General features: G+C 71.3%; 13 protein-coding genes and 1 other RNA gene. 2 read left to right on the forward strand and 12 right to left on the reverse strand.

The features are described from left to right. Positions 1-3: 3 nt before the first annotated feature. Positions 4-1,806 carry a DEAD/DEAH box helicase gene (locus tag AC54T1_RS08830; protein WP_484345410.1) on the reverse strand — a complete coding sequence of 601 codons (1,803 nt, stop codon included), beginning with the start codon at positions 1,804-1,806 and terminating at the stop codon, positions 4-6. A 44-nt stretch (positions 1,807-1,850) separates the two neighbouring features. Then, positions 1,851-2,198 (reverse strand): DUF3039 domain-containing protein, encoded by a 348-nt coding sequence (locus AC54T1_RS08835; RefSeq protein ID WP_484345158.1) that lies wholly within the window; start codon positions 2,196-2,198, stop codon positions 1,851-1,853. Positions 2,199-2,338: 140 nt separating this feature from the next. Between AC54T1_RS08835 and AC54T1_RS08840 the strand changes: the two genes are divergently transcribed. After that, the gene (locus tag AC54T1_RS08840; RefSeq protein WP_496911707.1) at positions 2,339-2,728 is read left to right on the forward strand and encodes an RNA-binding S4 domain-containing protein; all 390 of its coding nucleotides are present in this window, start codon (positions 2,339-2,341) and stop codon (positions 2,726-2,728) included. Between the two features lie 34 nt (positions 2,729-2,762). Beyond that, the gene (locus AC54T1_RS08845; RefSeq protein WP_496911708.1) at positions 2,763-4,199 is read left to right on the forward strand and encodes a lipase maturation factor family protein; all 1,437 of its coding nucleotides are present in this window, start codon (positions 2,763-2,765) and stop codon (positions 4,197-4,199) included. Positions 4,200-4,222: 23 nt separating this feature from the next. Here the strand turns inward: AC54T1_RS08845 and AC54T1_RS08850 are convergent, their stop codons facing one another. From AC54T1_RS08850 to AC54T1_RS08895, 10 genes are all read right to left on the reverse strand, one after another. Beyond that, on the reverse strand, positions 4,223-4,888 hold the full coding sequence (locus AC54T1_RS08850; protein WP_496911709.1) for a class I SAM-dependent methyltransferase: 666 nt from the start codon (positions 4,886-4,888) through the stop codon (positions 4,223-4,225). 127 nt (positions 4,889-5,015) lie between these two features. Further along, positions 5,016-5,383, reverse strand: a transfer-messenger RNA (tmRNA) gene (ssrA, locus tag AC54T1_RS08855). Between the two features lie 134 nt (positions 5,384-5,517). Beyond that, positions 5,518-6,030 carry an SsrA-binding protein SmpB gene (gene smpB, locus AC54T1_RS08860; RefSeq protein WP_484345409.1) on the reverse strand — a complete coding sequence of 171 codons (513 nt, stop codon included), beginning with the start codon at positions 6,028-6,030 and terminating at the stop codon, positions 5,518-5,520. A gap of 102 nt (positions 6,031-6,132) precedes the next feature. After that, on the reverse strand, positions 6,133-7,512 hold the full coding sequence (locus tag AC54T1_RS08865; RefSeq protein WP_484345154.1) for a peptidoglycan DD-metalloendopeptidase family protein: 1,380 nt from the start codon (positions 7,510-7,512) through the stop codon (positions 6,133-6,135). A 1-nt stretch (position 7,513) separates the two neighbouring features. Further along, on the reverse strand, positions 7,514-8,428 hold the full coding sequence (ftsX, locus tag AC54T1_RS08870; protein WP_484345153.1) for a permease-like cell division protein FtsX: 915 nt from the start codon (positions 8,426-8,428) through the stop codon (positions 7,514-7,516). Between the two features lie 11 nt (positions 8,429-8,439). Further along, positions 8,440-9,129, reverse strand: a complete 690-nt coding sequence (ftsE, locus tag AC54T1_RS08875; protein ID WP_484345152.1) for a cell division ATP-binding protein FtsE — start codon at positions 9,127-9,129, stop codon at positions 8,440-8,442. Positions 9,130-9,291: 162 nt separating this feature from the next. Next, positions 9,292-10,407, reverse strand: coding sequence for a peptide chain release factor 2 (gene prfB / locus AC54T1_RS08880; RefSeq protein WP_496911710.1), 1,116 nt, complete (start codon positions 10,405-10,407; stop codon positions 9,292-9,294). Between the two features lie 58 nt (positions 10,408-10,465). Continuing rightward, complete coding sequence (locus AC54T1_RS08885; protein ID WP_496911711.1) at positions 10,466-11,440, reverse strand: NAD-dependent epimerase/dehydratase family protein; 975 nt, start codon at positions 11,438-11,440, stop codon at positions 10,466-10,468. Further along, on the reverse strand, positions 11,437-14,163 hold the full coding sequence (locus tag AC54T1_RS08890) for an alpha/beta fold hydrolase (protein ID WP_496911712.1): 2,727 nt from the start codon (positions 14,161-14,163) through the stop codon (positions 11,437-11,439). Before AC54T1_RS08890 ends, AC54T1_RS08885 begins: the two co-directional genes overlap by 4 nt. Beyond that, positions 14,160-15,182, reverse strand: a complete 1,023-nt coding sequence (locus tag AC54T1_RS08895) for a 3-oxoacyl-ACP synthase III (protein WP_484345148.1) — start codon at positions 15,180-15,182, stop codon at positions 14,160-14,162. Before AC54T1_RS08895 ends, AC54T1_RS08890 begins: the two co-directional genes overlap by 4 nt. Between the last annotated feature and the right edge of the window lie 53 nt (positions 15,183-15,235).

Consider the following 15,235-nt stretch of genomic DNA (forward strand, 5'->3'; position numbering starts at 1 on the left):
CGGCTACTTCTTCCCGACGAACCAGCCGCGGACGACCTCGACCCGGGCGGTCAGCTGGTCGATGCTCGCGAGCGGCACCTCGGGGCCGCCGCTGCGGCGCCTGAGCTCGTTGTGCACGGACCCGTGCGGCTGACCGGTGCGCCTGGCCCAGGCCGAGACGAGCTGGGAGAGCTCCTTGCGCAGCTCAGTGGCGCGTCGGTGCTCGAGCTCGGCACGTTCCGCCGACGCGCGGTGCGCGGAGCTCTTCCCGCTGAGCTGGCTGGCCTGGCGCTGCTTGAGCAGTGCCGTGACCTGGTCGGCGTCGAGCAGTCCGGGCAGGCCGAGGAAGTCGAGCTCCTCGTCGGACCCCATCTCGGCGCCGGTACCGAACTCCCCGCCGTCGAACAGGACACGGTCGAACGTCGCCTGGGCCTCGAGCATCTCGAAGGATCCTTGCTCGACAAGTCCCTCCGACGCCTTGGAGTCCCGGTTGGCCGCCGCCATGAGCGCGTCCTCGGGGTTGAACATGTCCCCGGACTCGGCCGCACTGAGCGGCTTGTCGAGCGCATGGTCCCGCTCGACCTCGAGCGTGTTCGCGAGGTCGAGCAGGTTCGGCACGCTGGGCAGGAAGACGGAGGCGGTCTCCCCACGCCGTCGGGCGCGGACGAACCGCCCGACGGCCTGGGCGAAGAACAGGGCCGTCGCCGTCGACGTCGCGTACACACCGACCGCCAGGCGCGGGACGTCCACGCCCTCGGAGACCATGCGCACGGCGACCATCCACCGCTGCGTCCCGTCGGAGAACTCGTCGATCCGCGCGCTCGCACCGTCGTCGTCGGACAGCACCACGGTCGGCGACTCACCCGTGAGGCGGGCGAGGTGCCCCGCGTAGGCGCGCGCGTCGTTCTGGTCGGTGGCGATGACGAGGCCTCCGGCGTCGGGCACGCTGCGGCGCACCTCGCTCAGGCGCTTGTCCGCGGCCTCGAGCACCGCCGGGATCCACTGGCCGTTGGGGTCGAGCGCCGTGCGCCACGCCTGGGCGGTCATGTCCTTGGTCAGCGGCTCGCCGAGCCGTGCGCTCACCTCGTCCCCCGCCCGGGTGCGCCAGCGCATCTGCCCCGAGTAGGTGAGGAAGATCACAGGCCGGACGACGCCGTCCCGCAACGCCTCCCCGTAGCCGTACACATAGTCGGCTGCCGACCGCCGGATGCCGTCCTGCCCACGCTCGTACGTGACGAACGGGATGGCCGCGGTGTCCGACCGGAAGGGCGTCCCGGTGAGCGCGAGCCGGCGCGTCGCGCCCTCGAACGCCTCACGGACGGCATCACCCCACGACAACGCGTCGCCACCGTGGTGCACCTCGTCGAGGATGACGAGGGTCGGCCCGGCCGTCGTGCGCGCAGCGTGCAGCGCCGGGTTGGCGGCAACCTGCGCGTACGTGAGTGCCACGCCGTCGTACTGCGCGCCGTGGCGCCCCTGGCTGTTCTTGAAGTTGGGGTCGATCCGCACACCCACGCGCGCCGCGGCGTCAGCCCACTGGTGCTTGAGGTGCTCCGTCGGGGCGACGACGGTGATACGTCGCACGATCCCCTGCTCGAGGAGCTCGGTCGCGATGCGCAGCGCAAACGTCGTCTTGCCGGCACCGGGGGTCGCGACCGCGAGGAAGTCCCGCGACGGGTGCGTGCGGTACGCCTCGAGCGCCTCCGCCTGCCACGCCCGCAGCTTCGACGCCGTGCCCCACGGCGCACGCCGCGGGAAGCTCGGTGACAGGTGCGACGCCGCTGCCGACGACGCGGCGTGCGGGACGGGGGTGACGGGCGGCCTCAGGGGGCTGCCGGCTGCTGTGCCGCGGTGCTGGTCCAGATCCCCGCTCACTTGCCGTCGTCGCCCGGACCCGAGCCACCGGGCTCGTTGTCCTGCGGGTCGCGCAGACCGTCGTAGATCTCCTTGCAGATGGGGCACACGGGGAACTTGTTCGGGTCACGGCCCGGCACCCACACCTTGCCGCACAGCGCGATGACCGGCTTGCCGCTCAGGGCGGAGTTGAGGATCTTCTCCTTGCGGACGTAGTGCGCGAACCGCTCGTGGTCGCCGGGCTCGACCTCCTCGCGCGTCTCGGTGCGCTCGAGGGTGCTCGTCGACGTGCCGCCGCCGACGTCGCCGGGGTCGTCGGCGAAAGGATCAAGGGGGCCGGTGCTCATCGACGGGCGTGAACTCATGGCCACGAGTCTACGCGCGGCGGCGGGGACGGCTCGGCCGGATCGCGTGTCCCGCACCCGGTGCCGGGGCACCGTGGTGAGTGTCACGCCCCGGACAGGGCAGCGCCTCATCGACGCGGCGGCACTTGTAGAGTCGAACGATGCCTGACGCCGCACCGACCGCCCGCGTGGACAGCTGGACATGGGCCGTCCGGCTCTTCCGCACCCGCACGCTCGCCTCGGCGGCGTGCCGGGCGGGCCACGTGCGCGTCAACGGTGACCGCGCCAAGCCGGCGACGCCCGTCCGACCCGGCGACGAGGTCCGGGTGCGCGGTGATGGTCCGGAGCGGATCGTCGTGGTCTCCCGCGTCGTCGTGAAGCGCGTCGGCGCGTCGGTCGCGGCCGAGTGTCTCGTCGATCACACGCCTGCACCTCCACCCCGGACCGAGGTCCCGGTCGCGGGCGTCCGGGACCGCGGTGCGGGCCGCCCCACGAAGCGGGAGCGCCGCAAGATCGACGAGATGCGGGGGCGCGGGTTGTCGCGCGAGTAAGGACGGCGGACGTGACGACCGCGGGAGGAGCGCGATGGACTGGCTCGGCTGGTTCGGGACCGGCGACTACGACGTCGCCCGGCAGATCCTGCAACGCGGCGTCGCGGCGATCTACGTCGTCGCCCTGTGGGGGGCCGTCGCGCACTTCCGCGCCTTGCTCGGTGAGCACGGCCTGCTGCCCGCGCCCGCGTTCCTCGCCCGCACGAGCTGGCGCACGGCGCCGACACTCTTCCGCTGGCACTACTCCGACCGTGCCCTCCTCGTCGTGGCCTGGACCGGCATCGCTCTCGCGCTCACGGTCGTGACCGGCTGGGCGCAGAGCGGCCCCCCGTGGGTGCCGATGCTCGTGTTCCTGCTCCTGTGGGGGCTGTACTTCTCGATCGTGGCGATCGGGCAGACGTTCTACGCCTTCGGCTGGGAGATGCTCCTGCTCGAGGCAGGCTTCCTCGTCGCGTTCCTCGGGTCGGACGAGGTCGCCACGCCGATCCTCGTCATCGTGGCCTCGCGGTGGCTCGTGTTCCGGCTGGAGCTCGGCGCCGGGCTCATCAAGATGCGGGGCGACACCGCGTGGCGGGACCTCACGGCGCTCGACTACCACCACGAGACCCAGCCGATGCCTGGTCCCTTCAGCTGGCACGCGCACCACCTTCCCCGGTGGTGGCATCGCGTGGAGGTCCTCGGCAATCACGTCACCCAGCTCGCCGTGCCGTTCCTCCTCTTCCTCCCCCAGCCCGTCGCGTCCGTGGCCGGTGCGATCGTCGTCCTCACCCAGGCGTGGCTCGTGGTCACAGGGAACTTCGCGTGGCTCAACGTCCTCACGATGGTCCTCGCGTGCAGTGCGATCAGTGACAGCACGTGGGACCGGCTGCTCCCCTGGTTCACCGACGACGGCGCCGTCGCTCCCGTGCAGCTGCCGTTCGCCGTCGTCGTCACCGGGGTCGTCGCGGTGCTCGCGGTCCTCAGCTACCGTCCTGCGAAGAACCTGCTCTCCCGGCACCAGCTCATGAACGCGAGCTTCGACCCGTTGAAGCTCGTCAACGCCTACGGGGCGTTCGGGAGCATCACGCGGGTGCGCCACGAGGTCGTCGTGTCCGGCACGCTCCGCGACGACCCGGACGACGCCGACTGGCGGGAGTACGAGTTCCGCGGGAAGCCGGGCGACGTCGCCCGGCGACCGCGCCAGTTCGCACCGTTCCACCTGCGGCTCGACTGGCTCATGTGGTTCCTCGCGCTCGGCAGCCCCAGCGACCGGTGGTTCATGGTGCTGCTGCGCCGGCTCCTCGAGGGCGACGTCCGCACACTGCGCCTGCTGTCGATGGACCCGTTCGACGGCACCCCGCCGCGAGCGGTCCGCGCGGTGCTCTACCGCTACCGCTACACCACACCGGCCGAGCGCCGCGCGACGGGGAACTGGTGGGTCCGCCAGGAGCGCGGCGAGGTCGTGCCGCCGGTCGGTGTACCCGACCACTGACCGGGGAGGCCGATCGCCGTTGGCTACGGGCCGGGAAGGCCCGGTTCGACGCTGGCGGGCGCCTGCCAGCGCAGCACGTACCGGTAGTACAGACCACGCCTGATCCGCACTCCCGGCAGGATCGAGCGGGCAGTCTCCCGGATGGACGACAACCCGTCCCGCGGCGCGGCGATCTGCACGTCCGGGTCCGCTGGCCGCCGCACCGCGTCGACGATCCGCACGACCGGCAGCGCCAGGCCGGAGATCATCCAGTCCGTTGCTGTGACGTTCGCGGCGAGCCCGACGACGACGAGGTGACCACCCGGCGCGACGAGCGCACGAGCCGCCTCCAGACCCGCGCGTGTGTCCATGTGGTGCAGCACGGCGACCATCGTCACGAGGTCGTACTGCTCCCGCAGCACGTCCGCGTGCTCCGCCGGCAGGGAGCCGGCTGCCTCGCTGGTCCCCTTCTCGGGCACGAGTGCACCGTGGGCCAGCCGGACGTCGGGCAGCCCGCGCGTGCGGGTGCGAGCCGCTGCAAGGGCACGTGGGTCCGGCTCGAGGCCGGTGACCTCCGCGCTCACGGCAGCGAGCCGCTCCAGGAGCAGCCCGTCACCGCAGCCGATGTCGATCGCCGAACCGGGCCGGCGCTGCGCGACGCGCAGGATCAGCGGGTGGTACGCGGTGTTGTGGTTCCAGTACGCGGGCACCAGCGCAGTGTGGCGCAGCCTGTCCGGCATGTCGAGGTTCACGCCCCCCGCACGGCCAGGAGCGCCCGGGAACGCCACAAGGCCGCCCTCCGAGGAGGGCGGCCTTGTGGCACTGCGAGGGGATCTCTGGTGGAGGTGCGGGGAATCGAACCCCGGTCCGGTGACGCAAATCCAGGACTTCTCCGGGCGCAGTCTGCTACGGATTTTCTCGGCCCCAGCACTCACACAGACAAGCTGCTGACAGGCCCAGTCGTCTAAAAGTCCCTGCAGCGCCAACGACGAACGCTGCAAGCAGTGGCTCCCTAGATGACGCCAGGGACTGAGGCGGAAGCTACCTCAGGCTGACGGACTTCAGGACTCGCTCAGGCGGCGAGTGCGAAGTCGGTGCGCTTGGAATCGGCACCTATTGGTTTGCAGACATCGTTTACGAGATAAGTCTGCATCCTCGGCCCGCTTCTCCTCGAAACACGACCACCGTCGAAACCGATCACCCCCTGTGCAGTTGTCAACCACGTCCCGTACGCCTGTGGTGGCCGCGCGGGAAGCAGGTCCAGCATACGGTCTCAACGACCGGGGGCGCTCCTTTATTTCCGAGATCCCGGACAGGCGCTGCAGCGGGGGTCCAGCGGTCAGCGCAGCTCGCGGGCCCGGATCGCGCGGTGCGCCTCGCGGTTGTCCTGCTGCTCACGGAGCGTCTGACGCTTGTCGTACTCCTTCTTGCCGCGGGCGAGCGCGATCTCGACCTTCGCGCGGCCGTCGAGGAAGTACAGCTGCAACGGGATGACCGTGAAGCCCTTCTCCTTCGACTTCTGGTCCAGCCGGTCGATCTCGTCCCGGTGCAGCAGGAGCTTGCGCTTGCGCCGCGGCGCGTGGTTGGTCCACGTACCGTGCGCGTACTCGGAGATGTGCGCGCCCTCGAGCCACGCCTCGCCGCCCTCGATCGAGCAGTACCCGTCGACGAGCGACGCCCGACCGGCGCGCAGCGCCTTGACCTCCGTGCCGGACAGGACGAGGCCTGCCTCGAACACGTCGTCGATGACGTAGTCGTGGCGCGCCTTCTTGTTGCTCGCGACGAGCTTGCGCACGGGGCCCTGGTCGACCTTCTTGGGCGGCCGCTTGGAGCCGTCGGGCACCATGTACATCTTCGCCATGGCTTCACACCTCCAGGTGGTCGTCGGTTGCCGTGGGACGTCCCAGCGTAGATCACCGACCGCTGACGTCCCACGGATTTTGCTGGCGGCCGACTACCGCAGCATCGTCATCGGGTCGACGGTGCCACCGTTGACGTACACCTCGAAGTGGAGGTGGCAGGCGGTGCTCGTGCCCGTGTTGCCCGAGTAGCCCACCAGCTGCCCCTTCGACACCGACTGCCCACCCGAGACGGCGAAGCTCGTGAGGTGGTTGTAGCTCGTCATGAGGCTCGAGCCGTTGACGTACCCGTGGTCGACGAGCACCTGGTTGCCGTAGCCGCCGCGGTACTTCGCCCACTGCACCGTCCCACCCGCAGACGCGTAGATCGCCGTCCCGCAGTACGCGCGCAGGTCGGTCCCGGCGTGCAGCCTGCTGTATCCGAGCACGGGGTGCAGCCGCCAGCCGTAGCTCGACGTCACGTACGGGACGGAGGTCGGGTAGCTGAGGACCGACCCTCCCCCGGAGCTCGGTGGGGCTGGCGCCGGCGCGGGCGCCGGTGCGGGCGCAGACGACCCGGGCTTGGGCTTGGCGGCTGCCGCCGCGGCCGCGGCCGCCTGTCGGGCCGCCTCCTGCTCCGCCGCGATGCGCGCTCGTTCTGCCTCCTGGAGGCCGATGATGTCCTGGATCTCCGTCGTCAGGGTGCTGCCCGCCGCAGCCAGCTCGTCCTGGCGCTGCTGCTCGATCGCCTTGCGGTCCTCGATGGTCTGCTTCTTGAGGGTCTGCTCCCCCACGAGCCGCTCCACCTCGGTCTTCGCGTCGGCCGCGGCCTGCTCCGCCTCGTCGGCCTCGACGACCTTCGCGTCAGCCTCCGTCTTGAGGTCGGCGATGGCGACCTCGACGGCTTCCAGCCGGACCTCGCTGTTCTTCGACACCGCCTCCGTCTGGCGGAGCTCGTCGAGCGAGGTCGTCTGGGTCCGCATCGCGGTGGACGCCATGGAGTACTCGCTGATGAACTCCTCGGTCGTCTGGGCTCCGACGACGAACTCGAGGCCGGAGAAGCCCATGTCGCCCTTGGCTGCCTGGCGGGCCATCTCAGCGACACCATTCCGGGCATCCGATGCGGCGGTGGCGTTGGTCTCGATCTCCGCTGTCAGCGTGACCTTCTCGTCCTGCGCGTCCACGAGGCGCTGCGCGAGAGCGTCGGCCTCACGCTGGGCCGTCTCGAGGGTGGCGGTGGCCTGCACCAGGACGGCCTCGGCGACGGGCAGCTGGGCCTCGACCGTCTGGAGGTCGAGGTACGCCTGCGCGAGCTCGGTGTCCGTCTCCGCGAGGTCGGCGGTCGTCTGGTCCAGCGCCGCCTTGTTCGCGTCGGCCTGACGCTGCGCCTCGGCGAGCCGGTCGTCGAGGTCGTCCGCGGAGGCGGGCAGCCCTCCGAGACCGACGAACAACCCGAGACACAGGACGGCGGCGAGGACGGAGCGGGCCTTGTTCATGTCAGACCTTCGTGTAACGGCGCAGGGTCACGATCGAGGAGATCGCGGCGAGCAGGAACGCGACGCCGATGAGGATCGGCGCGATCACGAGCACGTCGCTCGTCGTGACGTAGGGGATCCACTGCACCGACTGACCGAGCCAGTCCTCGATGAGGAACCGCACACCCACCCAGAGCCCAGCGACCGCCATGAGTGCGCCGATGGTCGCGGCGATCGCGCCCTCGAGCATGAACGGCAGCTGGATGAAGAACGTCGACGCCCCCACGAGCCGCATGATCCCCGTCTCCCGGCGCCGGCTGAGTGCAGACAGCCGGATCGTCGTGGTGATGAGGAGCACCGCCGCGACGAGCATGACCCCGGCGAGTCCCGCCGAGAGCAGCGTCATGCGGTCGAGGACGAGGAACAGGGGCTCGAAGATCTGCCGTTGGTCACGGACCTCCTCCACGCCGGGATGCCCGGTCAGGACGTCGTTGATGACCTCGTACTGCTCCGGGTCCGTGAGCTTGATGCGGTAGGACGCGTTCATGTCGTCCTCGGTGACGCTGTTGAACCACCACCGGTCGGCGAACTGCTCCGAGAACGTCACCCAGGCCTCGGCCTTGCTCTCGAACATCACCGTGTCGACCTCGGGGGCGACCTCCGGCGACTCGAGAAGGTCGGCGACGGCCGCGATCTGGTCCTCCGTCGCCTCACCGCCGGCGCACGTCGGGACGGTCGAGCCCTGCGGGCAGAGGTAGACGCTGATCTCGACCTTGTCGTACCACTCCCCCTTGAGCTTCGCGATCTGCATCTGGGTGAGCACGGCGGCGCCGACGAAGGTCAGCGACACGAATGTCACGAGGATGACCGAGACGGTCATCGACAGGTTGCGTCGAAGACCGATGCCGATCTCGGAAAGGATGAACTGGAAACGCACGTGTGATCTCCTCAGCGGGCCGAGCCGTAGACACCGCGGGACTGGTCACGGACCAGCTCACCGCCGGACAGCTCGATCACGCGCTTGCGCATCTGGTCGACGATCTCGTCGTCGTGGGTGGCCATGACGACGGTGGTCCCCGTCCGGTTGATCCTGTCGAGCAGACGCATGATCCCGAGGGACGTCGTCGGGTCGAGGTTCCCGGTGGGCTCGTCGCACAGGAGGATCGAGGGGCGGTTGACGAAGGCGCGCGCGATCGCCACGCGCTGCTGCTCACCGCCCGAGAGCTCGTGGGGCCGGCGCTTCTCCTTGCCGGCCAGGCCGACCATCTCGAGGGTCTCGGGGACGGTCGTCACGATGTGGTGGCGCGGCTTGCCGATGACCTGGAGGGCGAACGCGACGTTCTCGAACACGGTCTTGTTCGGGAGCAGCCGGAAGTCCTGGAACACCGCCCCGATCTGGCGGCGCATCATCGGCACCTTCCAGTTCGACAGGTTCTGCAGGTCGCGCCCGGCCACGAAGACGTTCCCCGACGTGGCGCGCTCCTCACGGAGCACCAGACGCAGGAACGTCGACTTGCCGGAGCCCGACGCTCCGACGAGGAACACGAACTCGCCGCGCTCGATCTCGAGGGACACGTCGTCCAGAGCCGGCTTCGCGCCACGCGCATAGACCTTGGTGACGTTCTCGAACCGGATCACAGGGACCATCTTCTGCTCGGGGGCGCGCGGCGGATGCCACAGGGCGTATCGAGGGTAGACACGCCCACGGTGCTAATCGGCGCAGACACGCCGCCCATGAGCGAGAGCACACGGGCGAGAGCACACGGGCGAGAGCGGGGGCGCCCTCGGCGGCTGCGCGGGTCAGTCGGTCTTGGACCGGCGCCAGCGGATGCCGGCCTCGATGAAGTCGTCGATCTCGCCGTCGAACACCGCGCTGGTGTTGCTCACCTCGTGCTCGGTCCGGAGGTCCTTGACCATCTGGTACGGCTGGAGCACGTACGAGCGCATCTGGTCTCCCCAGCTCGCCTTGACGTCGCCCGCCAGCTCCTTCTTCTTGGCCTTCTCCTGCGCCTGGCGCTCGATGAGGAGCCTGGAGGCGAGGACGCGCATGGCCGCCGCGCGGTTCTGGATCTGGGACTTCTCGTTCTGCATCGACACGACGATCCCCGTGGGGATGTGGGTGAGGCGGACCGCGGAGTCGGTCGTGTTGACGGACTGTCCACCGGGGCCCGACGAGCGGAACACGTCGACCCGGATCTCGTTCTCGTCGATGTCGATGTGGTCGGTCTGCTCGATGAGCGGGATGACCTCCACCGCCGCGAAGGAGGTCTGGCGACGGCCCTGGTTGTCGAACGGCGAGATGCGCACGAGGCGGTGCGTCCCGGCCTCGACGGAGAGGTTGCCGAAGGCGTAGGGCGCCTTGATCTCGAAGGTGGCGGACTTCAGCCCTGCCTCCTCCGCGTAGGAGGTGTCGAGGACCGACGTCGGGTACCCGTGGCGCTCGGCCCAGCGCAGGTACATGCGCATGAGCATCTCTGCGAAGTCCGCGGCGTCGACGCCGCCGGCACCGGCACGGATCGTCACGACCGCCTCGCGCGCGTCGTACTCACCCGAGAGCAGCGTCTTCACCTCGAGCTCGCCGAGGTCCTTGCGGATCCCCGCGAGCTCGGCCTCGGCCTCGGCGACCGTGTCGGCGTCGTCCGCCCCGTCACCCTCGGTCGCCATCTCGACGAGGACCTCGAGGTCGTCGATCCGCGACTCCATGCTCGTGATGCGGTCGAGGTCGGACTGGGCCTGCGAGAGCGCGGTCGTGACCTTCTGCGCGGCGTCGGTGTCGTCCCACAGGTCGGGTGCGGACGCCTGCTCGGACAGCTCGGAGATGCGTACGCGCAGCGCATCGGGGTCGGTCACGGCGCTGATCGTCGCGAGGGTGCCCCGCAGGGCGCTGATCGCGGAGGAGAAGTCGGTGGTAGCCACGATCGTCTAGGTTACGCGACTCGCGTGGTGCCGACCTCGCCGACCGGTCCGCTGGCGCTCACGGCGCCGCGTAGGACGCGGCGAGGCGTCGCATGCCCTCCTCGAGCGTCACACCGGGCGCCCACTGCAGGTCGGCGCGGGTGCGGCGCTGGTCGAACCAGTGCGCGGTGGACAGCTGCTCGGCGAGGAACCGCGTCATGGGCGGCTCGTCCTCGCCGGGCCGGCGACGCCACACAGCCTCCACGAGGGACCCGGCTGCGCGGGCAGCAGCGGCAGGCACGCGCCAGCGCGGCGCGGCGACGCCTCCGGCGGCGCAGATGCCGGCGATCACCTCGGCGATGGGTCGCGGCTCGCCGTTCGTCACGACATAGGCGTTCCCGCGGACGGACGGCGCACGGTCGAGCGCCGCGACGATCGCGCTCGCCGCGTTGTCGATGTACGTCGTGTCGATGAGCGCCGCCCCGTCGTCGAGGAGCGGGAGCCGGCCCGCGCGGGCGCGTTCGACGATGCGCGCCGTGAGCTGCGTGTCGCCCGGTCCCCACACGAGGTGGGGACGCACGGCGACGACGGCCATCGCGACCGAGTCGGCGTCGAGCGCGAGGAGCTCGGCGATCGCCTTCGTCCGCGCGTAGTCGCCGCGTGCGCGGGCGGGATCGGCCGGCAGGGCGTCGTCGCCCATGATCGGCTCGCCCGTGTGCGCGACGGACGGGGAGGAGACCTGGACGAAGCGGTCCACGCCGTGGGTGGCGGCCGCGGCGAGGAGGGTCCTCGTCCCGCCGACGTTGACGCGGTCGAAGTCCGCGGGGTCTCCGGCGAGGGAGACCTTCGCGGCGAGGTGCACGACGGCATCGACGCCCTCGGTCGCTCGTTCGACGTCCTCCCGGCTCGTCACCGAGCCGCGGGCGTCCTCGACACCGACGACCTGGCTGGGGCTGCGCTGGAACGTGCGCACGGTGTCGCCGCGGTCCCGCAGGAGCGCAGCGACGGCGCCTCCGAGCAGGCCGCTCGCGCCGGTCACGAGGACGGTGGTCATGGACGCCTCAGCCTCCCGCCGGCGAGCACCGCGGCAGCCCACGTCGCGAGGCGTGCGCGGTCGATCTTGGAGTTGTGCCGCACGTCTGTGGGCAGGGCGGGCACGACGAGCACCGCAGCGAGGGGTCGGCTCGTCGCGGCGCGGACCGCGTCCGCGAGCTCCGGCGGGGCGAGGCGGACCCGGCGTGACGTCGTCGAGGTCTCGACGACCGCGACGAGGAGCTGCGTGCCGACCGGTCCGATGCCGACGACGGCCGCTCGGCGCACGTCGGGCACCGACTCGACCTCCTGCTCGAGCCCGACGGGCGTGACGACTCCCGCCGCGGTGACCACGACGTGCGCGAGGCGGCCCTCGATCCACAGGCGTCCGGCCTCGTCGAGGTGCCCGACGTCGCCGGTCCGGTGCCAGCGTTCGTCCGTCGAGGCCGCGTCCTTGCTGGCACGATTGGTGAGCCACAGGCGGTCGTAGTGGTCCTTGACGTGCGCCGCGCGCACGACGACCTCTCCCGTGATGCCCGGGTCGGACGCGGGGGCGCCCGTCGCGGCACCGGAGGCGTCGAGGGCACTGATGCGGATGTCGACGCCCTGCGCGGGCGAGCCGACGCACACGCCCCCCGACGCACCCGCGGGTTCGTGGTTCGACGCGTCCCGGATCTCGTCGAGGGTGACGTCCGTGAGGAGCAGGCCCTCGGTCATCCCGTAGGGGGTGTGCGGGGTCGCACCCGGCATGAGCCGTGCCGCCTCGGACAGGAGCTGCTCGGAGACGGGCGCCCCCGCGGAGAGGAACGTCCGGACGCCCGCGAGCGCCTCGCGGTCGGTGGCCGTGAGCTCACCGGCGGTCGCCACGACGTTCGTCAACGCCGCGGGCGAGAGGAACAGGACGGTCGCGTCGACGGCGGCGACCGCGTCGGCCACGGCGCGGGCGGTGAGCGTCCGCGGGGCGGTGACGTTCATGTCGGGCGTCACGGAGCAGGCGCCGAGCGCGGGGCCCAGCAGCGCGAAGGGAGCGAACCCGGCGACGAGGCCGGTTCCGACACCCATCTCGTACTGCCGGGCGAGGGCGCGTGCGACGGCGGAGAGCTGCGCGTGCGTGTAGACGACGCCTTTGGCCGGGCCGGTCGACCCGGAGGTGAAGAGGACAGCGGCGACGTCGGAGGGAGACGGAGCGGGAGGGAGCTCACCCGGGATCCGAGCGAGTCGCTCGGCGCCCCGCTCGGCGAGGTCCGGCAGGCTCCAGCACACGCCGAGGGCGCGGGCCGTGGCGCGCGGCAGGTCCGTGGTGGAGATCTTCTGGCCGGGCCAGCCGAGCGCGCGTGCCGCTGCGAGCCCCGGGACAGCGCCGATGACGTGGTCGGGCCACGCGCCGCGCACGGCGCGGGTCAGTCCACGCAGGCCGAGCCCGGCGTCAGCGACGACGACGACGGCGCCGATGCGCAGGCACGCGTAGAGGACAGCTGTGAGGTCGGCGCCCGGCTGGACGAGCAGGGAGACGCGGTCTCCCTTGCGGACGCCCGCGGAGTGGAGTCCTCCAGCGAGCTCCCGCACGCGTCGTGCGAGCAGGCGCCAGGACACGGTGCGGGGGCCTGTGCCGGTCGGCGGCGCCATCTCCACGAGAGCGGTGTCCTCGCGGTCGCTCAGCGTGTCGAGGTAGTGCCACAACGGCAGGTCGTCGGGCGCGGGCTCGTCCTGGTCCGCTGCCGGTGCGACGAGGGTGCCGCCCGACGGCAACCGGTCGCCGAGCCAGGTGAGCGCGGCGGTCGCATAGTCGACGTCTTCGGCGACGAGGTGCCCGGCATCCTCGAACCGGTGGATGTCGGCGTGCGGGAGGCGGTCGGCGAGGTCGTCGAGGTACCGGTCGCTGAAGATGGGGTCCCGCGGGCCCCACAGCAGGAGCGCCGGGACCGCGAGCGTGCGGACGCCGTCGGCGATGCGGTGGAGCTCTGCGGTGCTGCGGTGGCTGGCGTCGACGGGGATGTCGGCGACGAATCCCCCGATGCCACCGCGGCGGTCCGCGGCGCGGTAGGGCGCGCGGTACGCGTCCTTCACGGCGCCGGGGAGCCCCGGGCGGGCGAGCGCGAGGGTCGTCTCGAGGAAGGCGGGGGTCGTCACTGTGGCCGGGCCGAGCACCCCGGGACGCAGCGCGAGGCGCAGCGGGGCGGGGATGGGGTCCTGCTCGGACTGGTGCACCGCCGTGTTGAGCAGCATGACGCCGAGGAGCTCGTCGGGGTGGTCCACGGCCCAGCCGAGCGACACGACGCCACCCCAGTCGTGCCCGAGGGTGACCACGGGCGTGCCGGCGAGGCCGAGGGCGTCCGTGAGGCGGCCGAGGTCCCGGACGCGCTGCTCCAGTGGACGCGCGCGGCCTGTCCGCTCCGAGAACCCCATGTCGAGCTGGTCGACGGCGACGACACGCCAGGCGTCGCGGCCGTCGGCGGCGGCGTCGGTCGCGGCGGCGACGAGCCGGCGCCAGAGGTAGGACCACGTGGGGTTGCCGTGGACGCAGAGGACGGTGCCGACGGGCGCCACGCCGAGCGCAGCGAGCTGGTCGGCGTTGTCGAGGACGTGCCACGTCCGATCGTGCTGGTCGCCCGCCGGGGCGTCCGCGTCGGACGACGACGTGGTCGTCACGAGGCGGGAGAAGCGGGGATCGAGACCGTCGAGGCCGTGCGGGGGCAGCGAGGCGGGCGCCGTGGCCGACGCCGCCCCGGGGAGGCGGTACCTCACCAGGCGATCTCCATCATCGCGGTATTGAGGCCGGACCCGACCCCCATGAGCAGGACCCGGTCCCCTGCGGAGAGGTGCTTGGCCTCCTGGGCGAGGGTGATGGGGATCGATGCGGGCCCGACGTTGCCGAGGTGCGAGTACGTGACGGGCACCTTGGAGCGGTCGAGCTTCGCAGCCTTGACGATCGCGTCGGTGTGGACGTCGGAGACCTGGTGGAGGATGTAGCGGTCCATCGAGGACCAGTCCCAGTCCTTCTTGGCTTCCTGCCACGCGGCGACGACGAGCTCCATGCCGCCCTTGAGCAGCGCCTTGGCATCGGTGAACATGCCTTCCACGCTGCCGACGCACAGGTCGTTGAACTGGGTGGCCGCACGGGTGACACCACCGAGGATCCGGTGCCCGCCGGGGTGCTTGTCCGCTGGGCCGAGCACGGCGGCGGCGGCGCCGGAGCCGAGGGTGAGGCTGGCGAACTCGCTCATGAAGTCGGCGCGGCTGACGCCGTCGCGGCCGAGCCGCTCGATGGTGTTGTCCTGGATCTCGTCGGCGTCCTCGCCGTTGATGACGACGGCGTACTGGATCTGTCCCGCGTCGATGAGCTGGGCAGCCAGGCTCATGCCGTTGACGAACCCGAGGCACGCGTTGGCGATGTCGAAGTTGATGGCCGAGGACGGCAGGCCGAGCCCGTGGTGGATGCGTACGGCGACGGACGGTTCGAGGTGCTTGCGGGTGACGGAGGTGTTGATGATGAGGCCGACCTGGCCGGCTTCGATGCCCGCCTCGGCGAGCGCCTTCTCCCCCGCCTCGACCGCGGCACCGTCGAACGTCTGACCCTCGGCCCAGTTGCGGCGCTCGTGGACGCCGGCGACCCGCTGGAGCAGGCCCGCAGGCATCCGCAGGCGCTTGAGCACCGGCTTGAGGCGCTCGTCGATCTGCGCGGACGTGGTCACGCGCTCTGCCATCGTCGTCGCGAGCGACAACAGCGCCACGTTGCGGTGCACTGCGGTTGCGTTGCCGTTCACTCCACGTCCGTTCCGTCCACGATGCCGGGCCCTCACTGCCTGACGATTCTGCC

This window comes from Sanguibacter sp. Z41_6 (assembly GCF_059621145.1).

Coding starts and splice junctions, on each gene's coding strand:
- AC54T1_RS08865 (WP_484345154.1), bottom strand. CDS start 7,512: ATGAACAAGGCCCGCTCCGTCCTCGCCGCCGTCCTGTGTCTCGGGTTG.
- AC54T1_RS08845 (WP_496911708.1), top strand. CDS start 2,763: ATGGACTGGCTCGGCTGGTTCGGGACCGGCGACTACGACGTCGCCCGG.
- AC54T1_RS08835 (WP_484345158.1), bottom strand. CDS start 2,198: ATGAGTTCACGCCCGTCGATGAGCACCGGCCCCCTTGATCCTTTCGCC.
- smpB (WP_484345409.1), bottom strand. CDS start 6,030: ATGTACATGGTGCCCGACGGCTCCAAGCGGCCGCCCAAGAAGGTCGAC.
- AC54T1_RS08840 (WP_496911707.1), top strand. CDS start 2,339: ATGCCTGACGCCGCACCGACCGCCCGCGTGGACAGCTGGACATGGGCC.
- AC54T1_RS08885 (WP_496911711.1), bottom strand. CDS start 11,440: ATGACCACCGTCCTCGTGACCGGCGCGAGCGGCCTGCTCGGAGGCGCC.